This is a genomic window from Myxococcus sp. CA056, assembly GCF_013336715.1.
Classification (GTDB): Bacteria; Myxococcota; Myxococcia; order Myxococcales; family Myxococcaceae; genus Myxococcus; species Myxococcus llanfairpwllgwyngyllgogerychwyrndrobwllllantysiliogogogochensis.
The window spans coordinates 321,577-344,925 of the sequence record NZ_JABUMT010000002.1; the positions used below are offsets into that span (position 1 = coordinate 321,577).

Annotated in this window: 15 protein-coding genes; 6 read left to right on the forward strand and 9 right to left on the reverse strand. The window is 68.2% G+C overall.

Annotation, left to right across the window (positions count from 1 at the left end):
• Window positions 1-54 precede the first annotated feature (54 nt).
• A complete protein-coding gene (locus tag HUA76_RS09040) occupies window positions 55-639 on the forward strand; it encodes a Crp/Fnr family transcriptional regulator (protein WP_217439508.1) in 585 nt (194 codons plus the stop codon).
• A gap of 9 nt (window positions 640-648) precedes the next feature.
• Here HUA76_RS09040 and HUA76_RS09045 read toward each other — a convergent pair whose 3' ends face one another.
• Entirely contained in the window at window positions 649-3,225 is a 2,577-nt protein-coding gene (locus HUA76_RS09045; RefSeq protein ID WP_174460606.1) for a P-loop NTPase fold protein, read from the reverse strand.
• A 628-nt stretch (window positions 3,226-3,853) separates the two neighbouring features.
• Window positions 3,854-6,598, reverse strand: a complete 2,745-nt coding sequence (locus tag HUA76_RS09050; protein WP_174460607.1) for a YncE family protein — start codon at window positions 6,596-6,598, stop codon at window positions 3,854-3,856.
• Window positions 6,599-6,809: 211 nt separating this feature from the next.
• Here HUA76_RS09050 and HUA76_RS09055 point away from each other — a divergent pair, with 211 nt between their 5' ends.
• A complete protein-coding gene (locus HUA76_RS09055; RefSeq protein WP_174460608.1) occupies window positions 6,810-9,401 on the forward strand; it encodes a glycoside hydrolase family 15 protein in 2,592 nt (863 codons plus the stop codon).
• A gap of 194 nt (window positions 9,402-9,595) precedes the next feature.
• Here the strand turns inward: HUA76_RS09055 and HUA76_RS09060 are convergent, their stop codons facing one another.
• The 3 genes from HUA76_RS09060 to HUA76_RS09070 form a co-directional block, all read right to left on the reverse strand.
• Entirely contained in the window at window positions 9,596-10,192 is a 597-nt protein-coding gene (locus HUA76_RS09060; RefSeq protein ID WP_174453769.1) for a hypothetical protein, read from the reverse strand.
• Window positions 10,193-10,292: 100 nt separating this feature from the next.
• A complete protein-coding gene (locus HUA76_RS09065) occupies window positions 10,293-11,582 on the reverse strand; it encodes a hypothetical protein (RefSeq protein WP_174453770.1) in 1,290 nt (429 codons plus the stop codon).
• 1 nt (window position 11,583) lies between these two features.
• The gene (locus HUA76_RS09070) at window positions 11,584-14,346 is read right to left on the reverse strand and encodes a TonB-dependent receptor domain-containing protein (RefSeq protein WP_174460609.1); all 2,763 of its coding nucleotides are present in this window, start codon (window positions 14,344-14,346) and stop codon (window positions 11,584-11,586) included.
• 334 nt (window positions 14,347-14,680) lie between these two features.
• On the opposite strand from HUA76_RS09070, the gene HUA76_RS09075 reads away from it, so the two are divergent.
• The 3 genes from HUA76_RS09075 to HUA76_RS09085 all read left to right on the forward strand — a co-directional run bounded on the left by HUA76_RS09075 (window position 14,681) and on the right by HUA76_RS09085 (window position 16,986).
• Complete coding sequence (locus tag HUA76_RS09075) at window positions 14,681-15,796, forward strand: GRAS family protein (protein ID WP_174460610.1); 1,116 nt, start codon at window positions 14,681-14,683, stop codon at window positions 15,794-15,796.
• A gap of 179 nt (window positions 15,797-15,975) precedes the next feature.
• Window positions 15,976-16,473 carry a CinA family protein gene (locus HUA76_RS09080; RefSeq protein WP_174460611.1) on the forward strand — a complete coding sequence of 166 codons (498 nt, stop codon included), beginning with the start codon at window positions 15,976-15,978 and terminating at the stop codon, window positions 16,471-16,473.
• A 114-nt stretch (window positions 16,474-16,587) separates the two neighbouring features.
• The gene (locus tag HUA76_RS09085) at window positions 16,588-16,986 is read left to right on the forward strand and encodes a hypothetical protein (RefSeq protein WP_141648584.1); all 399 of its coding nucleotides are present in this window, start codon (window positions 16,588-16,590) and stop codon (window positions 16,984-16,986) included.
• A 21-nt stretch (window positions 16,987-17,007) separates the two neighbouring features.
• On the opposite strand, the gene HUA76_RS09090 is transcribed toward HUA76_RS09085, so the two are convergent.
• The 4 genes from HUA76_RS09090 to HUA76_RS09105 form a co-directional block, all read right to left on the reverse strand.
• Entirely contained in the window at window positions 17,008-18,336 is a 1,329-nt protein-coding gene (locus HUA76_RS09090) for a TIGR02270 family protein (RefSeq protein ID WP_174460612.1), read from the reverse strand.
• A gap of 114 nt (window positions 18,337-18,450) precedes the next feature.
• Window positions 18,451-18,915: a DUF4150 domain-containing protein gene (locus HUA76_RS09095; RefSeq protein ID WP_174453774.1), complete on the reverse strand. Its 465-nt coding sequence runs from the start codon at window positions 18,913-18,915 to the stop codon at window positions 18,451-18,453.
• 95 nt (window positions 18,916-19,010) lie between these two features.
• Complete coding sequence (locus HUA76_RS09100; protein ID WP_141645435.1) at window positions 19,011-19,529, reverse strand: DUF6484 domain-containing protein; 519 nt, start codon at window positions 19,527-19,529, stop codon at window positions 19,011-19,013.
• Between the two features lie 148 nt (window positions 19,530-19,677).
• Window positions 19,678-20,712 (reverse strand): DUF2169 domain-containing protein, encoded by a 1,035-nt coding sequence (locus tag HUA76_RS09105; RefSeq protein ID WP_174460613.1) that lies wholly within the window; start codon window positions 20,710-20,712, stop codon window positions 19,678-19,680.
• Window positions 20,713-21,171: 459 nt separating this feature from the next.
• Between HUA76_RS09105 and HUA76_RS09110 the strand changes: the two genes are divergently transcribed.
• Complete coding sequence (locus tag HUA76_RS09110; protein WP_371823452.1) at window positions 21,172-23,337, forward strand: M4 family metallopeptidase; 2,166 nt, start codon at window positions 21,172-21,174, stop codon at window positions 23,335-23,337.
• Window positions 23,338-23,349 lie beyond the last annotated feature (12 nt).

Sequence of the window (23,349 nt, forward strand, 5' to 3'; positions counted from 1 at the left end):
CTTCCGGTGCGGGGGAGCGGCGTCGTTAACCCGGGTTTACGTTGAGAGGTGTCCGTGACGACGGCGAGGGAGGTGCTGCGGGGTCTGGCGGGGAGCGCGCTGCCGGGGTGGGACGCGGTGGCGCCGCTGCTGCGCGCGAAGACGCTGCGCAAGGGCGAGTACCTCTTCCACGTGGGCGAGGCGCGGCCGAGCATCTTCATCGTCACGCGCGGGCTGGTGAAGATGGTCTACGAGACGAGCGAGGGTGGCGCCTGGGTGAAGGCGTTCGCGGGGGAGGGGACGTGTTTCGCGAGTCTGGTGGCGCTGGCGCCGGGAGGCGTCACGAGCTTCTCCACGCAGGCGGTGGTGGAGTCGCGGGTGGAGCAGCTCGACTATGGCGAGGTGCGGAGGCTGGCGTCGCGCCACCTGGAGTGGCAGCGGGCGGTGAGCCGGGCCTTCGAGGTCTATGGGCTGCGCAAGGAGAAGCGGGAGATGGAGTTGCTCACGCTGTCCGCGGAGGAGCGCTACCAGCGGTTCCTGGACGAGCACCCGGACCTGGCGCCGCTGCTGTCGCAGCGGGATATCGCGAGCTACATCCGCGTCACGCCCGTGGCGCTCAGTCGCATCCGTTCACGGCTGCGAAGGCGACGGGCGTCGTGAGGCGCGTGCCTACCGGAAGCTGAAGCGGGTGACCCAGGGGACGAGCTTCCGGACCAGGGTGAGCGGAGTGCTCTGGATGGCGGGCGGCATGGCGCGGAGCCAGGTGAACAGCTCCGAGATGACGTGCTCGGGCTCGTCGGCGGCGAGGTCGAGCGCTTGGAGCGTGAGCATCTCCTCGTTGTGTTCGTAGCGCTTGAGCCGCGCGAAGAACTCCTCGGCGAGCTGGGGCTTCGAGGTCACCAGCGCCAGCAGCAACAGGCACATCTGGGACGGAGAGGTTCCTTCCTGTCCGTCGCCCATGAACTCGGTCTGTCCCGCACTCGGGACACACGCCTTGATGAGTCGATAGGTGTTGGCGAAGCGCTTGAGCACACGAGGCGTGGGGCTCAGCAGCGGGCCGAGACAGTCGATGAACGCCAGTTCTCTCTCGCTGATGACGAGGCCGGGAGGATTGAGCTCCTCCTGTTCATTCGACGCGACCTGGGCGTGGCTGGAGGATGCGGAGGACTTCGGCTTGCCGTGTCCGGCGACTGCTGCTTGCGGTTCGGTGCGTGCGGCCCGAGCGACGTTCACCAAGGTCGGTGAGCCCTTTTTGTAGTCCCACTCTTCCATCGGGTCGACGGTGTCTGGGGTGTCGACGACGAACCTGGGCTTCAGCTTCAGGACCGTGGCCTCTTGCGAGTGCTCTTCCGCGGAAGGACGGGCCAGCAACCCGCGCAACATGCTCGTGCGATGGTCGCTGCTCACGGGCCGCAGCCAGATGGGAATCTGGAAGATCTTCTCCAGATAGTCGTAGGCCGTGGCACCCGGGGTCATCGCATCCAGGGGCAGAGCCTTCGGGTCCTCCATCTTCAGCAGGTCCTTGAAGGTGTGGTTCAGACAGCGCGCCACCCAGCGCGAGTCCACACCCACGACGACGACGAACAGAGGGAAGGCGAGGAGCAGGTGCACGGCCTGGAGCACCTTCACCACGGTGTCTTGCGAGCAGCGGTCCAGGTCATCGATGTAGAGGACGATGCGATTGATGGCGGGGACGTTCGGGTCCGTCTGTTCGTCGCGGTTGACCGCCTCCATCAGTCGGGACAGCTCCTCGAAGTCCCTGCGGATGAGGGCGACGAGTCCCAGGTGCTTGCGGTAGTCGTCGCTGCCGGTGCGGTTCTCGATGAACTTGTCCAGCAGCCGCGCGCTGGAGAGCTCGGCGATGGCTTGCTTCAGTTGGAGGACTTCGTCCTGGGCCTTGGCCATGGACGCGCGTTGCTGTTCCTCCGCCTGGGCCAGTGAGGCGACCTGCTCCCGAGCGACCTGTGCGGCTTCATCGAGCGGCTTGAGTCGATTCTGGAGTTCGGTTTCGATGGCCTGCTCGACTTCGCGCAGTCGCTTCTCGTTCTGCTCCCGCCGCTCTCTCAGCCACGCGGTCTGCCGCTGAAGCCAGAGCGTCACGGAGCCCACGAGGCCTGTCAGCGTCGTGAGTCCAGCCATCAGGCCCGCGAGGTCCTGCTTACCGAACTCGTCGAGCACGAACGGAAGCGCCAGGCTCACGGCGAGAGAGACGATCAAGATGATGGCGGGAGGACGCAGTCGTTTGTTCGCGCTCCGCGTATCCAAGAGGGATGCGACGAATCCGCCGGTCTGTCTCAGCTCGGCCTGGGCATTGCCGAGGGCATCCCGCAAATCGAAGGCCGTGCGTCCCAGGGAGCTGAAGCCTGTTTCAGCGAGCCATGCGGTGGCCCTCTGCTGGACACCCTCCTCAAGCTTCAATGTGGCGGGCATCAACTCGAGCAGGGTGCGCTTTTCGGAGAGGGCTTGCTCCAGCTCGACGCGCTTTGATTCCTTCTGTTGCTCCAGTTCGCCGACTTTCTGCTGCGCCAGCGCGACCTCGGCTTCCTTCGCGGTGACCTCGGCCTGCTTCTTGAGCAGCTCCGCTTCCCGCTGGGCGAGCCGTGTCAGCAGGTCATCCCGGCGTTTGCCGATTTCGGCCTCGGGCTCGTCCTGTCGCTTCCGGAGGTTGCGGAAGATGTGTTCGACGAGGCTGGCCCACAGGTTGCCTTCCGCGTAGTGCCAGGCGTTGAATTCGATCTGGATGATGTTCTTGTAGAAGGCCACTTCCCGCTGGGGACGCTGGGACTTCACGGCCCGGCCAGCGAGTTCCTCCACCCGCTTGCGCAGGTGGTGCATGAAGAACGACTTGCCCGAGCCCCAGTCTCCGAACACACCGATGGACAGCGGCGGCGCCATGGTGCGCGAGGCAATCAGCGCACTGAGCGCATCGACGTCGCGGTCGATGTCCAGGAGGTCTTCGTTCTCCCGCCCGTCGGCGTCGTAGCGAGGAGAATAGAGAGTGCGCTGAGTGTCGTTGTCCAGCCAGCTCAGGGGCGAGGCTGGTGTGGGCGGTGGTTCTGTCTGTGGGTGTCCTCTGGAGAATTTGAGAGGGATTATCCCCATCCAGAACGTCGTCTCCTCGGGATGCAACGTGGATACGAACTCGGCGAACTGGCTGCGGAGTTGCTGTCTGTCCAGTTGCATCTCGTAGAAGTCGCTGTCGTGGAATTTTGGTAGCCACAGGAACGCCGCTACGAGATGGCGCACATCCAGAAACTGTTGAGGACTATGAGGGACTCTGGTGCGGAGCTTTTCGGCCTCATGCAAGGCGCGTCGTGCCGAGGCAGTCCACGTCAGGGGAGCCTTCAGCATCTCCATGGGATGTTCCATGGATTCGAGATGCGAAATCTGAGGGGAAGCCAAGTGTGCGGTAGATAGGAGGCGAGGCATGCCGCCGGCGCTGGGCTGCTCAGCAACCCGCTTCATCCAGGTAGACACTGGGTCATCTGATCTGCCAACGGCGCCCATCAATGATGCGAAGGATATGTGGGCTCGAGCAGCGCTGAGGGACAGCGCAGAGGGGCGATCATCGGTAGCCACGGAGAGCTGGGCCGCGCGTCCAAGCAGCGTGGCGAAATCTTCGGAAACGGGGCCCATCTCCGTCACCGCACCCGTATCCATGTCCTGGAAGCGGACCATGCGCGGCCCAGAGTCCTCGGCCGCCTCGACGCTCTCATCCTCTTCCGGTCGTTGCATGTCCCCCCCTGCGCGAATGCACTGCGCCAACGATGTTGGCACCGTCACGCGCACGAAGGAAAGCCAGGCCCCCCAGGTCCCTCCGAGGCAGCACCGTGGACCCCATCACTCCAGGTCCACGGTCACACCTCACGCAGCCCTACCGGCTCGTCGCGTCATCCGGTCGGGTGCCACGGTCCAGCTCATCGCGGTCCAGCGCGCCGTCCAAATCCCGGTCGATGCCGATGCGCACCTCCGAGCCCTTGGGCACCACCGTGTACGTCAGCTCACTCCCCGCGAGCGCCAGCGTCTGGAGCAGTGACGCAGTGACGGTCTCCGCCGCGCGGTCCGTCTGGAACAACCCGCCGCCCATGTATGTGGCCCCACGCGCGATGCCTCCCTGGTTCCCCTTCACCACCAGGCCCACCTTGCCGCTGTCCGCCAGCGCCTGGAACGTGGACAGCGTACTCAGCTGCGCCGGAGTGGGGCTCGCCGTGGTCAGCGTCACCTGCCTCCCCACCGCCGCATGAGTGTCCTTGCTGTCCGGCCCCGGCGGCTCTCCCACCGTCGTCGCCGAGCCCTTGGGCAAATCCGAGCCCGAGAACGCCAGCATGAACGCCACCATGTCCGCGACCTCCTGGTTGCTCTGGAGCGTGAACACCGGCTCGGTGAGGAAGCGCGCAATCGTGTCCACGCTGCCGTCATGCGAGAACCCGAAGCCCGCCAGGTTCGACGTCTGCGTGAAGTCCATGCCCACCTTCTCGTAGAGGTTGCGCAACTGGGAAATCTTCATCGTCACATTGGTGAACCCATCCACGGAGACCAGCCCCGTGTGACGCTCGCCGCTCGGGCCCGCGGAGACGGTGACGAACTGGCTCCCAGTCCACCGCACGTCCGCGCCCAAACCCGTGGGCAGCGTGTGACACGTCGAACAGGCGAACGCCCCCGAGTCCAGCAAGCGCGGCGGCCGATACATCTGCAGCCCGTTCACCGCGTTCCCGTTGGGCAGCGGCAACCCCGCCGTGCCAAACCGTCCCGTCGTGACGTGCCCCGGCAGCGGCAGGCTCGTGGGCAGCGAGTTGTCGAGGTTCCGGAACGGATTCGGCGCGAACGTCAGCGTGGCGAGGAAGTCCTCGAACTGTTGCATCTCGATGACGGTGAGCTGCGTGTCATCACCCTGGAGGCTGAGGAACGCACCGTTGAACTCCTCGATGCCCGCGCGGTCTCCACGCCAGTGCAGCGGCTCCTTGCCGATGATGTCCTGGAGCGTCTGCGTCGTCATGGGCCCCTTCATCGAGTGCCACGGCTGGAAGCCCCCCGTCAGTCCGGGAATACCCATGCCCAGGTTCTGCCCCGTCACGGACTTGAGGTCCCCCGCCGGGTCTCCCAAATCCCACGCGAGCCGGTCCAGCCGTCCGTCGATGTGGCACGACGCGCACGACACATGCCCCAGGCCCGAGCTCCGGTGCGTGTCATACAGATGCTTGCGGCCGACCTTGATGGCACCCGGGGACGGGTCGAAGAACGGCACCCGCGCCACCTCGGTATTCGAAACCGTATCCACCACGGACACGCTCGCCGCGAACTTGTTGAGCACGTAGAGCCGCGTCCCGGAGAGCACCACGCCCGTGGGCCCCTCACCCACCGCCACCTGGGTAATCCGGCCGCCCGCGTCGTCCATGACCGCGACGTTGTTGGAGCCCATGCCCGTGATGTAGACGCGGCTCCCCTCCGCGTTCCACGCAAGCCCCCGAGGGTCTCCGAGCGCCAACTGCCGCGTCGCCTGCGGCACCGTGCCCGTGGTGTACGTCAGGTGCGGATTGAGGTCGAAACGGGAGACGACGGACGGAATCGCCGGGTCGAACGACGCGGCCATGACGCGCAGGAAGCGGCCCTGGAGGTTGGGCTCGAAGCGGACCTCGTTCACCGCGTCCGTGCCCACCACGACGACATGGCCTCCCGGGTGGACCGCCAGCGCCATGTCCAGGTTCATCAACCCGCTGGCATACGTCACAGCCAGCGTGGATGCGTTGATGATGGCCACGTCCCGGTCCGGCAAATCCCAACCCGCGCGGCGCCCCGACGCGGCGGCGTTGCTCCCCGAGACGACGCTCGACCAGTCACGGCTGTTGTCATCCATCCACCGGCCACTGGCGTCCTTCTTCACGATGAGGGCCACGGGAGGAGGCGCCGGGTTGCCACTCTTCCTCGGCGGCTTGAACGTGCTGCCCGAGTTGGGCGGAGGATTGACGCCCCCATAGGGCCCCACGCTGCTGCTCACCACGTTGGGCGGAAAGCCCCCGCCTCCCATCGCGTTGCCACCCCCGAGCACCGTGCTGCGATTGCCAGACTCGAAGAAGGCCACATACACCTGCGTGCCCGCGGCGTTGACGGCCAGCGCGCGAGGCTCCTCGCCTTGCAGCGCGATGCGCGTGGGCGCGGCGAGCGGTGTGGACGGGTCCACCACCAGCACGCGGTTGACCTGCGAGCAGGAGATGAACGCGCGCTGCGGCGAGCCCGCGAAGATGACGTCGGCGGGCTCGTCATCCGTGGGCACCGTGACCTTCACGTTGAGCGTGGTGAGGTCGACGATGCTGACGCTGTCGGAGACATGGTTGACCACCCACGCCTCGGTGTTGCTCCGGGCTCGCACGGACACGGGGTCCAGGCCCACGGGGATGGAGGCGGTGAGCACGGGCGTGCCGCTCGACACGGAGAACACCAGGAGCCGATTGTCCGCCGTGTTCACCGCGAGCAGACGGGTGCCATCCGGCGTCAGCTCCAGCGGATGGACATGCGGATGCTCCCAGTTCACGAACGCGCCCGGCGACTGCGCCCGGGACGCGCTCGCCAGCAGCACGAGGCACGGCAACAACGCGACCAGCACCCTGCGGACAACGGACATGGGACCCCCTGGCTTCGAGCACCCGGCTCGCTCTGGATGGAGAATTCCACTAAGTCTGTTAAGTCAGATTATTCTGACAAATATGGACCTGTAACACGAGCGGCTGACTCGGGTCGCGGAAGGGGGCGAGGGGTCCTCGGGCACCCTTGGGCGTCACCGGGTTGGGAGGTCCCCGTTGGCCCGGGGAGGGAAGCACTCCAGAATCCGCCGGATGAAGCGTTTCCCCCACCTGTGTCTGGGCCCTGGCCGGGCGACCTCGAGTGTCGCGCGTGCCGTGGCCCTCTTCCTGACCTCCCTGCTGTGTGGCCTGGCGTCGGACGCGCACGCGGAGGTCGCCGTCCGGCGCACCTTCCTGAAGCTGCCGTCCTCCAATGGGCATGGCGCGGTGATGTTGGATTTGGAGCAGAAGAAGGTGTCGCACTTCCGCGAGCACAGCTTCGCGACGGAGGAGCCCGTCATCGATGCGCTGGGCAACGACGTCTTCGTGCGCGGGCAGCCGCAGGTGGTGCACTCGCGTGACGTGTTGTTCGACGCGTTCTTCGGCCTGCGCTCGGGCGGGACGCAGCGCTGGTTGAGCACGCAGGACGCGGACCTGGACGCCAGCGGCTACGCGACGTGGGCGCCGGGGAAGACGGGCGGCACGGGGCTGGCGACGATGGTGCAGCGGGTGGGGACGCTGGAGGTGACGACGTATGTCTTCGCGCCCCAGTCCGTGCCGCACGCATCGTTCGTGATGGCGGTGCGGGTGCGCAACACGGGCGCGACGGCGTCCACGGGTGTGAGCGTGTTCTCGCTCCACAACTTCCATGTCGGCTTCGGTCGGCCCGGCGTGCTGGCGGACCTGGATGAGAACGGCGAGACGGTGGAGGTCAGCGGCAGCGACTTCGTGGAGAAGGGCTTCGCGGGCGTGGTGGTGGGGCGGCCGTTGGGCACGGTGACTCGGAAGGCGGCGTGGCTGTCGGGGGCGACGGGGGCGGGCAACGGGTTCAACGTGGTGCAGGGGGGCGGGCAGCAGGACCTGCAGGAGTTCACGGCGCAGCCGTCGGCGGGGACGGGCTGGGCCACGGCGTATCAGTTCAACCTGGGGGACATCGCGGCGGGCGCGGAGAAGTGGGCCGGCGTGGCCTTCGTTCACTTCGGCAATCCGGAGGGGACGGCCACGGCGCGGCAGTGGCTGACGGACTACGTGGGCGCGTTGGATGCGAAGGCGCTGGTGGAGGCGGAGGTCGCGCGCTGGGCGGCCTTCCAGACGGACACCGTGAAGGTGCCGACGGGCACGGTGGAGAACGAGGAATCACTGGTGCGCCACTCGGCGGTGGTGCTGCACATGGCGCAGGTCCGCGAGGGTGAGTCGTTCATGCGCGAGTCGCTGAGCCGGGATGGCGAGACGCGCCTGACTCGCTTCAAGGCGCCCAACGGCGCGCCGGCGACGCTGCCGGGCATGGTGAAACACGCGGGCAAGGGCGCGGTGCTGGCGAGCCTTCCGCCGGGCCAGTGGACGTATGCGTGGATTCGAGACGGCGCCTACGCGGCGGCGGCGATGGCCACGCTGGGCATGCGGAGCGACGCACGCGAGGCGCTGACGTACTACCTGAACGCGGACAGCGGGCGGTTCCAGAACTGGCGCGAGCTGCAGCCGTACTCGATGCCGCCGTACCTCATCACGCTCACGCGCTACCACGGCTTCGGTGTGGAGGAGACGGACTTCAACGAGGCGGGGCCCAACCTCGAGTTCGACGGCTTCGGGCTCTTCCTCTGGGCGCTGCGGCACTACGAGCGCACCACGGGGGACGTCACGCTGGTGGACCAGCACTGGCAGACGGTGTCGACGAAGGTGGGCGACGCGCTGGTGGCGCTCATCGACCCGGAGACGGGGCTCATCCGGCCGGACTCGTCCATCTGGGAGACGCACTGGAACGGGCGGCAGCGCGCGTGGGCGTACACGAGCCTGACGGCGGCGCGCGGCCTGTGTGACGCGGCGGTGCTGGCCGAGCGCGTGGGTGACGCCGAGCGTGCGACGCGCTACCGCGCCGCGGGCGAGTCCATCCGCCGGGCGATGGCGGAGAAGCTGACGGACGGCAACTTCGCGCTGGCCTCCAACCTGGAGGAGTTGAAGTCGGGCCGGGGGTACTGGGACACGGCGGTGTTCGACGCGTTCGCGTTCGAGCTGTTCGACCCGGCGGGGAAGATTGCCCGGGAGACGATTCGCGGATTGGACTTGAGGCTGTCGTCTCCGGCGGGCGCGGGCTGGTCGCGCAACGATGACCGCTATGACCACACGGGTGGCGCGGACATGAGCCCGTGGGGCAGCGAGTACGACAGCGCGGAGTGGGTCATCGTGAGCCTGCGCGGCGCGATGGTGAAGCGGATGGCGGGGGACTCGGAGCGCGCGGAGCGGGTGCTCAAGTGGGTGACGGACCAGTCGCTGAAGAACTACCTGGCGGTGTCGGAGACGTATGACGAGCTGAACGGCACGTACAAGTTCAACTCGCCCATGGTGGGCTTTGGCGCGGGGGCGTACGCGCTCGCGCTGGCGCACCGCGCGGACGGCACGGCGGACCCGGCGTGTGGCGCGTACCTGGATGAGAGCACGCTGTCGAAACCGCCGGACGCGGGTTCGGGTGAGCCGGACGCGGGCTCGGGCGAACCGGATGCGGGCCCGTTCGTGCCGGATGCGGGGGACTCGGAGGCGCCGCGTGTCAGTGGCGGCGGGTGCAGCGCCTCGGGCCCCGGCGCGATGGCGGTGTGGCTGATGCTGGCGCTCGCGGGACTCACCGCGCTGACGCGGCGTCGCCGGGCCTGAGGCAAGGGGCTCGGCTCAAGGGGCTGGGAGCAGGGCGGGACAACGCCCGGCGCTTGTGGACACTCCAACGAGACATGACGCGCCCCAGACCTCCAGATGGAGACATTCCATCCGGTGTCGGGGCAACGGGATGTCGCTGGAGTTCGCCTCAAGCGCGGGCGTGGATGACCGCCCGCCCCGTGGTCCGCCGTGCTTCAGCGCCGCTGGTCGCTCCGGGCCTGGGTGCGACGGTTGCGAGAGGTGGTGTGCGCGTTGCGACGGACGGCGCCGAAGCGCTGCTGCTTGCGCGCACCGCCCTTGCGGCGCTGGGCCCGCGTCGCTCGCACGGACGTGGTGGCGGTGCGTCCGGCGGTGCGCGCGCGGCGCACGGGCTTGCGCCCACCCACGGTCCTCGTCGCCCGACGGGCCGGCGCCGAGGCGCGAGTCCTCCGCGTGCTGCTCACCTTTCGCACGGTGCGAGCCCGCTTGGCCGCCACCGCCTCGCGGCGCTCCATCATGGCCAGGCGCTTCTCGAAGCGCATCAGGGCCTGACGGAAGTACGTCGCCTTGCGCAGGGTGTTGGCGTTGCCCTCGGCGCGACGGGCACGGGTCGGCTGCCGCCGGCCCAGGGCCTCACGCCGCTGACGGCGCGCCAGGCTCTCGTACTTGGTCATCAATCGCCGCGCGCGCAGGACGCGACCGCGCAGCTCCCGGGTCGACAGCTCCGTGAGGTTGCGCGGGGCGCTCGACAACACGAGCCTGGCTTCGGTTTCCGACAACAGGGACATCTTCTTCGAGGGAATCGTACGCAAGGGCCTGCTCCTTCAAGGCAGTGTGGCTTTCCTCGCGGAAACGTCGGCACGTGTCCCCCGCGCAGCAACCTGCTCTCCAGGGTGATTGGGGGCGCTGGCGCTACTCGAAAATGGACAACTCGGAGAGCGCGTAGATGAGGACGGGTCCTCCCGCGTTCCCCGCCCTCACCTGCAGCCGCACCTGACGAACCGGCGCGTCACCCGTGAGCGGCACGTCGAGGAAGCGCGCCTTGCGCTCCATGTCCAGCGGACCATCCCCATAGGGGCTGTCCTCCCCCGTCGATTCGATGGTGGTGGAGAACACCGGGTCGAACGGGCTCGAGGGGTCGTGGTTCACGTAGGGCACCTCGGCGAGCGTCGACCAGGTGGCGCCATCCGCGCTGCCCTCCACGCGCACCTGAATGATGGGGTCGAACCCCGTCACCATCTGCAGGTCGCGAATGACGGCGCGCCGGGGCCGCACGGCGGTCTCCCACTGGAGCGTCACGTTGTTCACGCCCGACGTTTCGCGAGTCAGGTCCGTCCGCACGGTCAGCAGTGAGCCATCCGTGTACGGGCACGGCGCTCCCGTGGGAGTCGGGACGCACGAGGCGCCGCGGCTGATGGGGCGCAGGCTTCCGCTGGGAACGGGCAGCCAAGGGCCACGCCATTCCACCCGGAACGACACGCTGCTGCTGTTGGCGGCCAGGGGATAGAAGAGCCACGAGCCCAGTGTCACGGCGCGGACCTGCGCCTCCACGCCCGGGAAGTCCTCCAGAAGATAGGGATTGGCATGCCAGGGCGACGTGGGGTCGTGCACTTCCCACACGCGGCCTCCGGGACCATGGAGCTGCAGCACGGGGTACGGGGTGAGGGGCTCCACGGGCGTCGGGTCGCCGTTGTCCTGGAAGTAGATTTCCGGAAGCTCCGCGGAGGCCGGCAGCGCGGGCGGTGGAGGCGCCGAGGCGAAGGAGAACTCGGGGCCCTCCGCGCCCAGGGCCAGCGCGAGCTGGGGGGCCCAGGGCCGCAGCGGTGGCAGCTCCGCGTCGTCGTAGAAGACGAACGAGCTGAAGACGCCGTGGCCTTCCTCCAGCGGCGCCGCCACGCGAAAGCGATACTGGGTGAAGTCGGAGAGGCGCTCGTCGATGGAGTCGCCGTAGAGGACCTCCAGCGTGAAGGCCCCCGAGCGCTCACTGCGGCTCTCTCCGTAGCGCTCGAACTCGCCAACCGTGGGGTCGACGAAGCCGGAGCGCGTGTGGACCTTGCGCTCCACGGTCACCGTCGTGTCGGAGTTCGGAGAGCCGTCCAGGTGTTGCAGCCGGCCATAGACGAAGATGGGGTCTTCGGGCTTGCGGTCGCAGCCCGCGGCGACGAGCGCGAGCAGGGGCAGGGAGCGGAGCAGGTGGCGCATGTCAGTAGGTCCCCTTCACGCCGAGGAGCGGGAGGATGATGGGCAGGCTCTGGGGTTTGCGCTGGGGAGTTCCCTGGCGGTCGAAGCCATAGTCATAGGCAATCACCTCCTGCCGGGCCGACACGTTGAGGACGTCCAGGTAGGCGTCGAGCGTGAAGTCCTCCATGGCCCATGATTTGGCGACGCGCAGGTCCACGCGGAAGAACGCGTCCAGTCGCTCGGACTTGTCCCGGTCCTGTCGCACCCAGTGCGCTTCCCCCTCCGGCGTCGTCACGATGCGTTGGGTGAGGGTGGTGATTTCGCCGGACTCGGGGCGGCCGGTGTTGAAGTGCACCACCGTGCCCACCGTCCAGTTGTTGCCGAACTTGTAGCTGAGCGCGGCGTTGATGACATGGGCTTGCTCGAAGGCGAAGGGCAGCGTGCCCTTCTGAGTACTCACCACGTGGTCATCGTCGCCGTAGCGGTCGATGAGCACGCGGCGCTTGCTCTGGAGGAAGCTGTAGGAGACCCAGCCGAACCAGTCGCGGCCCAGCGGGTGCCGGGCCATCAGCTCGAAGCCATACGCGTAGCCGCTCGTGGAGGGGTCCGGTGTCGCGAGTCCCCGGCGTCGTCGGTTCTCCACCACCTGCTGCAGGTCCAATTCCACCGCGCGGGTGAGCGGGTTGTAGAAGGCGTCGCCGCTCAGCTCCAGGCCGTCCATCGCCTTCCACTCGGCGCCCACGTCGAACTGGAGGCCCTCCTGGAGTCCGTAGCGGAGGCTGGAGGTGTCCACGGCGGGCAGGTGCACCAGCACGGTGGGCGATTGGTGGAAGACGCCCGCGCCGCCCTTGAGCACGAGCGCGTCCGTGAGCTGGTGGCGCACGGTGAGCCGAGGCTCCACCACGGCGTGATTGATGCCGGGGGACAGGTGGTAGTTGTCCACGCGCACGCCCGGCTGGAGCACCCACTTTTCGGCGGGAACCCACGTCACCGCCGCGTAGACGCCGGAGAAGGTCGCCAGCGAGGAGGGGCTCTTGATGGGGTCCACCGGGTCGTCGGGGTTGGTGCCCGGGGGGATGCCGGTGCCGGTGATGTCGGTGGCGGCGCGCCGGTGCTCCACGTCGCCGCCCACGGCGAGCTCCAGCGTGGAGTCCAGGCGGCGCTTCCAGCCGGCCCGCATCGCGAACGTCGTCTGGCGCAGGGCGTACTCGCCCACCTTGCGGAAGGAGATGGCGCCGCTCGGCAGGCGCTCCGACTCCTCTCCGTCGAGGCCCAGCGCGTCCGAGCCCACGGTGAGGCCCACTTCCGCATCACCCCCCGCGAGCGGATGGGTTCCGCGCAGGTCCACCCGGTGGAAGCGGGACACGATGCTGCCGCCGGTGGAGCCGATGTAATAGGTCGAAGGGCTGGAGCCCACGTCGTCCGAGCTGCCCAGCGCGAACAGGCGCACGCGGCCCTCGCCGACCTTCTGCTCGATGCGCGCCTGGTAGTCCCAGAAGTTCGCGTGCACCTTCTCCGCGTCGGACCCACTGAGGAGCTTGGACCCCAGGGAGATCAACAACGCCGAGTAGCTGACGCGGCCGGCGACGCTGACGGAGGTGCCGGTGCTCTCGAAGGGGTACTCGATGAAGCCGCCGCTGTTGAGCAGGTCCGCGTAGGCGGTGACGTGCAGCCGGTCCTCGCGCGGTCGGCTCAGCCGTCCCTCCACCGCGCCGCCCAGCAGCCGTCCGTACTGCACTGGCGGCGAGCCCGGGAAGAAGTCGACGGTGTCGATGAAGTCCGGGTGAATCACCGCGGGCCCGAGCATCAGGTGGTACAGCATGGGGATGCGCACGCCGTCGAGGAAGAAGCCGGTGGCGGCGGGCTGGCTGCCACGCACCACGGGGTAGCTGATGCCCGAGGCGAGGCTGCCCACGCCGGGCATCAACATGACGACACGGAACGGGTCTCCCAGCGTGCCGGGCACCTCGCGGAGCTCCTGCTCGTGCAGGGTGATGCGCGTCACCTCCGTGCGGGGGCGGTCGTCCCGCACCACCGTCTCGTAGGGATTCACGCGCCCGGGCTGCAAGCGGTAGATGACCTGGAGCGACTGGCCCTCGGAGAGCGTCTCCTCGAAGGTGCTCGGCGTGTGTCCGGGGGCGCGCGCTTCCACGCGGTGGGTGCCGGGGCGCAGCTCCAGGGTGAAGCGCCCTTGTGCGTCCACGGTGCCCGCGGGCTCCGTGCTCCCGTCCACGAAGAGGAGCGCATCGGCGAGGGGACGGCGCGTGCCTCGCGCGCGCACCTCGCCGGTGAGTCGCGCGGTGGAGACGGGGACGGGCGCGGCTGGAGGCACGAAGCGGTAGACGAAGGGCAGGCGCACCGCCACGGGCACTCCGGCGAGGGTGGCGGGAGTGAAGCGCAGACCCGGTGCGGCCTGGAGCGCGGCCTCGGTGAGGCGGGGCTCGTGCGGTGCGTCGACGACCTTCACCTCGGCCACCGCGCCCTGTTCGTCCACGAGCAGCTCCAGGGTCACTTCACCGGGAGTGCCCTCCAGGCCCACGGGCCATGCGGCGGGTGCGTCAGCGACGAGGGTCGGTGGCACGAGCGTGGCTTCACCGCCATCGGTGGTGAGGCCCAGTCGTGTGGCGTCCTCGGCGGACACGGAGGTGCCGCCGTCGGTGGACTGGAGTTCGACTTCGACGGTGCGGGACTCGGCGGAGGGGGCGGGGAGGCCCTGCGCTCGTACGAGGAAGGGCACTGCCGCCAGGACGAGCAGTGGCAGGAGAGAGCTGCGCTCAAGACGCATGGGAACCCTTCAACACCGGATGGGCAGAGAACTGTCACCCCGGCCGGTGTGCTCTCACGCCGCGCAGCCTCACCTCCCCGGGCACGGGCGTCCACTGTTCTCGACATGGGATTGCACGAATGGCCCGGGGTCCCGGAAACGGGACCTGCGGCTGTCTGTGCGAAAGGTACAAGCGAGGCGTAAGCGCCAGGACGTTGGCCTGTCCGTTCGTCTGCTCGCGTGTATGGCGCTTCACGAAGAGCGCGTGCAGGCGGGCTGACCGGGTGGAGGTCCCTGGAGGGCACCACTACCGTTGAGTCGAGCAGGGGTCTCTGGGGGAAGGAGTCGTGGGGCGATGCGCACGGTGAAGGATGAGCTGCTCTTCCGAGCGGTGGAGCACACCCTGTCGGGCCAGCCCATCGAGGCGGCGCACGAGTTGGCGTCGCTGGAGACGTTGCTGGATGTGGACTCGGTGCCGGAGGACCTGGGCTACCTGCTCTTCGCCACGGCGGTGTCGCATCGCCTGGAGGGCGTGGGGGTGGGGGCGCGCAATCCCTATCTGTATCCGCATCCCGAAGAGGGGGCGCGGCAGATTGATTTGTTCCGGCTGTTGATGACGCACATGCCGCTGGCCTCCGCCGCCGATGCGTTGGCGAACGCGGTGTTGGTGGAGTTGTTGGGGAAGCGGGACGAGGCGACGTTGGTGGACGTGGGAATCGGCCAGGGGCGGCAGGAGGGGCGGTTGTTGAAGGCGCTGTCGGAGCAGGGGGCGCTGCCGCGCAGGTTGACGCTGGTGGGCGTGGACCCGAGCGGAGCGAGCCTCGCGCAGGCGGAGGAGTCGACGGCGAAGGTGGCGCGTGAGGTGGGAGCGTCGGTGCGCTTCGTGGGGGTGGAGGCGCCGGTGGAGAGCCTGTCCGAGTCGACCTGGTCGGTGTTGCGAGGGTTGCCGGGGCCGAGGGTGGTGAACGCGGCCTTCGCGCTGCACCATGTGGCGGAGGAGCCCGGGAGCGTGGGAGCGGTGCGAGACGCGGTGCTGCGGCGGCTGCGAGCGTTGGAGCCGTCGGGGGTGGTGTTGTGCGAGCCGAATACGGACCACTTCCGCGCGCCGCCGCTGGAGCGCTTCCTGAACGCGTGGAAGCACTTCACGCAGGTCTTCCACCTGCTGGACACGCTGGAGGTTCCTCGCGAGGAGCGAGCCGCCATCAAGCGCTTCTTCGGGAGGGAGGTGGAGGACGTGGTGGGGACGGTGGATGAGTCGGCGCGCTGCGAGCGACACGAGCTGGCGGAGACGTGGATGGCGAGGCTGAAGCGCGCGGGCTTCGTGCCGCTGGAGTTGCTGGAGCAGGTGGAGCCCGAAGGCGTGCATCCGGTGCTGGAGTTGCGGCGGGAGCCAGGGCTGGTGGGCTTGAGCTGGAAGAACGAAGTGCTGGTGGCGGTGATGGGGGTGAGGCCGGAGGGGGCACGTGCGTGAGGGCGCGGCGCGTGGTGCGAGTGCTTCGTGAGGCCGTGGTCCGGCGAGGCCTGGGCGTCCGGGTCGTGCGAGGATGGGGTGCGTTGAGCGTGGGAACCGAGGCTTCGCGAAGATGTGACGCGCGCGGCATGAACGTCGGGGCCACGTGAGGTCGAGGTCATGGAGTCGGAGGAGCACAGGTGACGGACGAGGGACGTGAGGACCTGGCCGGTCAGGTGCTGGAGCGCTGTCGACGCGCGGGGGGCCGGCTGGTGTTGGCGGAGGCGTGCACCGGGGGCCTGATTTGCGCGCAACTGACGGACGTACCGGGCGCATCCGCGGTGGTGGAGCGCGGCTTCGTGCCGTACTCGCATGAGTCCAAGGTGGAGCAGTTGGGTGTGTCGCTGGCGCTGCTCCAAGAGCACGGCTCGGTGAGCGCGGAGGCGGTGGAGGCCATGGCGCATGGGGCGCTTGCGCACTCGCGCGCGGACTGGGCGGTGGCGGAGACAGGCATCGCGGGGCCGAGCGGAGGCACGCCGCTGAAGCCCGTGGGACTGGCCTTCATCGCGGTGCTGCGTCGAGGCGGGACGGCCACGGTGGAGCGCCACGTCTTCGAGGGGAATCGGAGTGAAGTGCGGCACGCGGTGGCGCGACGTGCGCTGGTGTTGTTGCTGGCGCGGTTGAACGTCGAATCTTGAACTGGACGTTCACCCCGCACTCCCGGGTGTCTGGGCACCCGTCGAGGTGACCCCTACGCTGTAGGACGTCGGAGAGAAGTGCCTCCGTGTGTCCGTGTGGCGAAGGAGCGCCCGGTGTTCCGAATCGGGGTGGATGTCGAGCATTCCATCGTGGAGTTCGTCCTGGAGGGCTACATCCGGGTCCAGGAGATGGAAGTGTTCGTGTCGGAGCTGGAGGCGGCGACAGACTCGCTTGCGGGGCGCGACATCAAAATCAAGGCGGACCTGAGAACGTTCCGTCCCGCGTCACCGGAGGCGACGAACATGATTCGCCGGGTGCAGGAGTACGGACTGCGCTCTGGCGTGGTGCGAGTCGCGGAGCTGGTGGAGAGCGAGATTGTCGCGCTCCAGCTCAACCGGGTCGCCGAGAACAGCCACACGGACAAGATTCTGCGCCGCTTCTGGGAAGACGCTCCCGCGCGTCACTGGCTCATCCACGGCGACGTGGAAGACGGAGCGGCGTCGGGTCCGTGAAGCAACCCTCGCGGAGCAGTCTCAGCCCCGAAGTCCTTCCGCGAAGGGCCTATTGAAGCTGGACGCAGGGGCCGCGCGGACACTCTTCCACGCGAGCACTTGTTGCTCCACGGGAGCGCGTGTCGGGACCTGATGCAGCCCTCGGCTGCGCAGTGCCAGCTCCAATGCCAGCGCATGACGCCTGCGGAGGGGGGCGTTGAGCAACGCCTCGACGAGCCCCTGCGGAGTGAAGGGCTGGCCGGAGAGATGGCGCTGCTTCGGGTCCATGCGAGGCCGTGTCTCCTTCCACCATGCCGCGACCTGTTCGGCCATGGGCTGGGGCAGGTCGTCCTCGGGCTTGGGGGAGAGGTCTCGTTCGAGGTCTTCCTCCAATGGCGTCAGGGCTTCGTCCGCTGCGTCCTCCTTCGCGGCGGCGAAGCCACCTTCGATGGTGAGCCCGGTGATGGCACTGAAAGCCTCTGCGGCGAGTGCTGCCACGGGCTTGTGGCGCATCAGTTCCACGCACGCGTCCGCAGCCTGGATGCGCCCAGAGAAGCCGAGCGCCCACAGCACATCGGGCCGAAGCTTCTCGTGAGACAGCAAGCCCACCAGCCGCGTCACGGCCCGCTCATCACCGCTCAGTCCGAGCAGGAGCAGGGGGTGTCGATTGCCTGGCGCGGGTGAGTCCACCGCCGACTGGCAGGCAGCCCAGGCGCCCAGGTGTCCGTTCATCAGTCCCACGGTCTGCGCGACATCCCGGAGGACGGGTGCGTCCGAGCCGAGCGCCCGCTGGAGCACGGAGGGTTCCACGTGGAGGCGTGCGCGGCTCAGGGTGCGCAGGGCGGCGGCGACCACGTGGGGCTCGGGGTGCGACAGGAGCGGAGCGCACAGCGCCGCCGTGGCCCGACCATGGGTGCCAAGCACGTCGACCACCGAGGCCCACAGCTCAGGCGCCGCATCCGCCTTCTTCAGCAGCGAAGCGAACTCCGGTGGGATGCAGGGGGTGGGTGCCAGCTCGAGCGCCCGCTGGAAGGGAGCCAGTGCATCGGGTTCCGCGGCGGCGAGCGCCGTGAGCACGGCGGAAGGGCCGGGAGGTGACTCCGCGCGAAGCAGGGCGAGTGCCCCGGCGAGGATGTGCTCGGGCTCATCGGCGAGCGCGGGGATGAGCAGCCGATGGGCCACGGGCTCGCCGCCCAACACCAGGGCATCGAGATGGGCCGCACCCGACTCTTCGAGCTCGGCCAGCTCCGCGAGTGAGTAGTCAGGCGAGTCGAGCGCCTTCTCCCACTGGCTCCACCGGAAGGCCGCTTCGCCGAGATGCTCTTCGTAGATATCCCACCGCGCGGGCTTCAAAAGAGATGAGGAGCTCATGAGTGATGGGGCGCTGTCTGACGTGGGCGGTGGGGATCTCCCCAGGGCCACATATGGCTGCTCTTGAAGTTGAGGCCCTTTGAATCCACAGACAATTCGGCGGGGTGGACTCTGCTAGAGGTGTTTCTTGCAGACGAGGCACTTGGGTTCCTCCTTGCTCCCCGCGCCCGCGACCACTGGTCCCTGCATGAGAGGAAACGGCGGCGTGTTCTTGTCGTTGTGGAGCATGAGGTCGAAGGCGCGGGCCACGTTCTTCCCCTCGAACTTCACGTCGAAGGAGAAGTTGATGAACTCCGCCTTGCCCTTTGTCTTGCTGGAGGCCACGCCGCCACCGGCCGTGCCCGCCTCGTCACCCGTGCTCGTCTTGAAGTTGGAGTCCTTCACGCACACGGGATTGCCCGCGACAGACACCTTCTTCGTGCCCTTGTCGGTGTCGGAGGACTGGGCCACGTTGGGATAGGGAATGGGGACGGGCCCCGCAGGGCTGGGCGTCTTGCACACATCCGGGAAGGCCGTGGTCACGCCCCCACTGTCCTTGGTGACGACGGACATCTTGTTGACGCCTGTGTTGACGGCCATGGCCCCACCTCCAGGTCCGTCAAGGATACACTGCGCGTGAGTCTGGGTTCGAGTCCCCCTCCCCAGAGAGCGTCCTGGGGCGCGCTGGATGTCGTCTAGTTGATCTCCACCGAGCCACCCTTGATGCGGTGGGTGCCCGTGGCTCGCGACTCCAGATAGGTCCCCTTGATGATGACCTTGCCATTGCGGCGCAGGGTGATGCTGGCTTCGCCACACTTGAGGACGACTTCGTCCTGGCCCTCGATGACCACCCGCTTGCCGTCGACGTGTGCCTCGGTAGGCGGTGGCGCTGGCTCGGCGGTCTCCAGCAAGGCATCCAGCAAGGGCGTGGGGCTGGGCTCGTGGATGAGGCCCATGATGAAGGGCAGCGCCGGGTCTCCGTTCTCGAACAGGAGGACCACCTTCTGGCGTCGGGCCACGGCCTCCTGGAGGCCCCGGGGCTCCAGGGCCACCGCCAGTCGCGCGGTGACGGGGCCCGTGGAGTTGCCAGGAAAATCCACGAGCGGTGCTCCCGAGGCCTCGAGTCCCACGAGCTGTCCGGAACGACTCCCGAGGATGGGCTCCCGCACCTGGGGGCCGGGCTGGCTCGACTTGCTGGCGGGGTGTGAGCTCATGCGGAAGGCCCTGGCGAACGAGGTGGATGAAGACGAAAGCTCTCAGCCGCGACCAGGCTGACGACGAATGATAGCGCATTCATGCGAGAGGCCGCCTGACAGGTGCCGGAGGGCCCTCGCCGTGCGCGGAATCGGCCAGCGCGGCCCCTCAATCCGATGTGGGCTTCGACACACCTTCCGCCGTGACACGCAGTCCCCGCACGTCGTGCAGGCCGTCCCCCAGGAGGACATGCCCTCGCCACAGCAGCGTCACCTGTTCCGCGTCGGCATCCAGGATGACGGTGTCCAGGTGCATCGCGGGCTTCGCGTCCTCGGTGCCCGCCAGCTCCACCGTGACGACCGGCGGCGTCTGCCCGGGCAGCGAGAAGGCCAGCCGTCCCTTCGGCGAGGCCCCGGCGATGATGACCGCCTCGTCCCCCTTCAAGTACCCCGGCGCCACGAGCCCCGGCGCGGCCGCGTTGAAGAAGCGCCGGTCGAAGTCCTTGGGCAACAGCGGCTTGCGCGTCTTGCTCCACGCCTCGTCATACGTCCCCGCGTACCTCGCCCGAGGCTGCCAGTCCGGTGACGTGAAGCCGAACCCCACCGGCGTCACCCGCTGCCCCAACTCCCGCAGCGGCTCCGCCGGGTCCTCCAGGTTGGGCAACCGCAACCCCTCCTCGAAGTGCCTCGCGCTGGCGCGAAAGCCCGTGCCCACCGGGTTGCGCGGCTCGAACGCCGGCCTCCCCGCATCCGTCCTGTCCCACCCACCGAAGGCCCGCTCCCACTGCAACGCCATCCGCTCGAACGGCAGCGGCTTCGTCGCCGACACCCGCCCCAGGCTCCGGAACCACGTGCGCTCCCCCAACACCCGCACCGCCTTCGTCAGCGGCCCCACCTGGAGCGCCACCAGCACCTCCGTGTCCCCCTTGCGCCGCGCATGCGCATGGCCCAGCAACACCACGTCCGTCGCGGGCTTGATGAACGCGCCCTCCACCTCGTACCGGTAGCTGGACTCCCCGGGCTCGCCCCAGGGCTGCCCCTGCCAGCTCACCTTCGGCTGCTCCTTCACCCCCGTCAGCCCCGTCTCGCCGAATCCATACGTCGCCTTCACCACGAGCAGGAGCAACGGACGCGCCTCCTCGTCGCAGAGCCCCATCAGGTCAAAGGCGAACGGAGTCTCGTTCTCGACGGCGGGATGCCCCATGGCGCGCGCCCCCCAGGCACCAGGCGCGAAGCCCTCGCGCCGGACAAGTACGTCACTGTAGCAGGCCACCCACCTCCGCGAGGCCGGCCCGCCTCCCCCCGTCGTCACATCGGCTCATTTCTTCGACATCAATGTCTCTCAAAAACGTTCGAATTCCTCACAGACGCGCCCGTGTTTCAGGCAGGGTCGACTTCTACCGCCCGCTTCTCCCTGCGAGCTGCTACCCCGCACCCGGTCTGGACGTTTCTTGCTCAACAAGGAAAAACGCGTAAATATGCTTTACAAATCATGTCAGGAAATAATCGGAAACATGAATTTTCGATTTTGTATTTGAAATCCTGATTCCAGGTGTGTCACGACTATCCCGTCTTTCTACCGGAGGTAGTGCGTTTGGCTCATCGAGTCCTGAAGACGATTGGTGCGGCTTGGCTGGGAGTAGCGCTCACTGCGTGCGGCACCGTGGATTCCACGGGAGACGAGACGAAGGCTCCTGAAGCGAAGTCCGGCGGCGACATCCAGGGCTCCCTCGGGAAGCTGCCGGGTGCGGGCGTGGCGGGCGTGCACTCCGACGGCATCCCCTTCACGGTGGTCGGTGAGCTGGGCAAGGTGGAGCGCACGCTGTCCGCGCTCTCCGTGGGCCACGCGGCCTTCGCCGCGGCTCCCGCGCTGTCGGGCATCGCCCCCATCTTCCGCCTGAGCGCGGACGACATGTTCCTCAACAAGGCCCGCACCGACGCCCAGGGCAACCAGCACCTGCGCTACCGGCAGACGAAGAACGGCCTGGAGGTCGTCAACGGCGAGCTCGTGCTGCACGTTCGCCCGGACGGCCAGGTGTACGCGGCCAACAGCTCCGCGCGTGACGGCCAGGACCTGCCCGCGGTTCCCCGCGTGGATGGGTCCGCGGCGGCCCGTGCGGCGGCCCGCGCCACGGCCGGCACCGGCATCTCCACCGAGGGCGAGCCCCGGCTCGTCTATGTGCGTGACGTGAACGAGCAGCTCTTCCTGGCGTGGCAGGTGCGCGTCGTCGGCACCCAGGTCGAGGGCATCCCGCTGGTGGACGACGTGTTCGTCGACGCCCGTGGCCAGGCCGGCGTGGTCGCGCGTCACCCGCGCATCCACTCCGCGCTCAACCGCCGCGTGTACAGCGCCAACAACGGCAGCACCACGCCGGGGACGCTGAAGCGCAGCGAGGGCCAGGCCGCCATCGGCGACGCCCACGTTGACATGAACTACGACCAGCTCGGGTACACGTACAACTGCTACCAGACGCTGTTCGGCCGCGACTCCATCAACAACGCGGGCGCCACCCTCATCAGCACCGTTCACTACGGCAGCAACTACGTGAACGCGTACTGGGACGGCACCCAGATGGTGTACGGCGACGGCGACGGCGTGAACTCCATCGAACTGGGCAAGGACGCGGACGTCACCGTCCACGAGCTGACCCACGCCGTGACGGAGAACGAGTCCAACCTCACGTACTCCGGCCAGTCTGGCGGTCTGAACGAGGCGATGTCGGACACCTTCTCCGCCATCTGCGAGAGCTGGGCCTCCGGCTCCTGGGCCACCACGCCCGCCATCTGGATGATTGGCGAGGACGTGTGGACGCCGGGCACGGCGAACGACGCCCTTCGCTACATGGATGACCCGAAGAAGGACGGCGCCTCGCTGGACTTCGCCTCCGACTTCACCTCCAGCACGGACGTGCACTACAGCTCGGGCATCCCGAACCTGGCGTTCGCGCTGCTCTCCAAGGGTGGCACGCACCCGCGCGGCCGCTCCACCATCTCCGTGCCGGCCATCGGCGTCGAGAAGGCCGCCCGCATCTGGTACAAGGCCAACACCGACATCTACACGGCCTCCACCACCTTCGTTCAGGCGAAGACGTGGACCATCCAGGCCGCGCTGGACCTCGGCTATGACCAGGCCACGCAGGATGCCGTGAAGGCCGCGTGGGAAGCGGTGGGCGTGGGCGTCACCCTGCCTCCCCAGCCGTCCGTCGTGCTGACCAACGGCATCCCGGTGAACAACCTGGGCGGTGCCACGGGCAACCAGAAGTTCTTCAACCTGACCGTCCCGGCCGGCGCCACGAACCTCAAGTTCACGCTCGCCGGTGGCACGGGTGACGCGGACCTGTTCGTCCGGTTCGGCTCGCAGCCGAGCTCCTCCACCTACGACTGCAAGTCGGAGAGCAGCAGCAACACGGAGACGTGCACCATCACCACCGCCCAGGCGGGCGTCTACCACGTGCTCATCAGCGCGTACGCCACCTACTCCGGCGCGACGCTGACGGGCTCGTTCACCACGGGCGGTCCTCCGCCGAACGTGCTGCAGAACAACGTGCCGGTGACGGGCCTGGCGGGCGCCGCCAGCTCCTCCGTGAACTACACGATGGACGTGCCGGCCAACACCCGGGTGACGTTCACCACCACGGGCGGCACGGGCGACGCGGACCTGTACGTTCGCTTCAACGCGGCCCCCACCACCACCACGTACAACTGCCGTCCGTACCTGTCGGGCAACGTCGAGACGTGCGCCCTGACGAACACCACGGCGGGCAAGTACTACGTGATGGTGCGTGGCTACTCGGCCTACACCGGTGTCACGCTGAAGGGCGCGTACTAGTCCTTCACGTCA

Bases quoted from the DNA above. Each gene is read 5' to 3' on its own strand.
- HUA76_RS09090 (WP_174460612.1), bottom strand. From the start codon at position 18,336: ATGAGCTCCTCATCTCTTTTGAAGCCCGCGCGGTGGGATATCTACGAA.
- HUA76_RS09050 (WP_174460607.1), bottom strand. From the start codon at position 6,598: ATGTCCGTTGTCCGCAGGGTGCTGGTCGCGTTGTTGCCGTGCCTCGTG.
- HUA76_RS09075 (WP_174460610.1), top strand. From the start codon at position 14,681: ATGCGCACGGTGAAGGATGAGCTGCTCTTCCGAGCGGTGGAGCACACC.
- HUA76_RS09095 (WP_174453774.1), bottom strand. From the start codon at position 18,915: ATGGCCGTCAACACAGGCGTCAACAAGATGTCCGTCGTCACCAAGGAC.
- HUA76_RS09055 (WP_174460608.1), top strand. From the start codon at position 6,810: ATGAAGCGTTTCCCCCACCTGTGTCTGGGCCCTGGCCGGGCGACCTCG.
- HUA76_RS09100 (WP_141645435.1), bottom strand. From the start codon at position 19,529: ATGAGCTCACACCCCGCCAGCAAGTCGAGCCAGCCCGGCCCCCAGGTG.
- HUA76_RS09105 (WP_174460613.1), bottom strand. From the start codon at position 20,712: ATGGGGCATCCCGCCGTCGAGAACGAGACTCCGTTCGCCTTTGACCTG.
- HUA76_RS09065 (WP_174453770.1), bottom strand. From the start codon at position 11,582: ATGCGCCACCTGCTCCGCTCCCTGCCCCTGCTCGCGCTCGTCGCCGCG.
- HUA76_RS09070 (WP_174460609.1), bottom strand. From the start codon at position 14,346: ATGCGTCTTGAGCGCAGCTCTCTCCTGCCACTGCTCGTCCTGGCGGCA.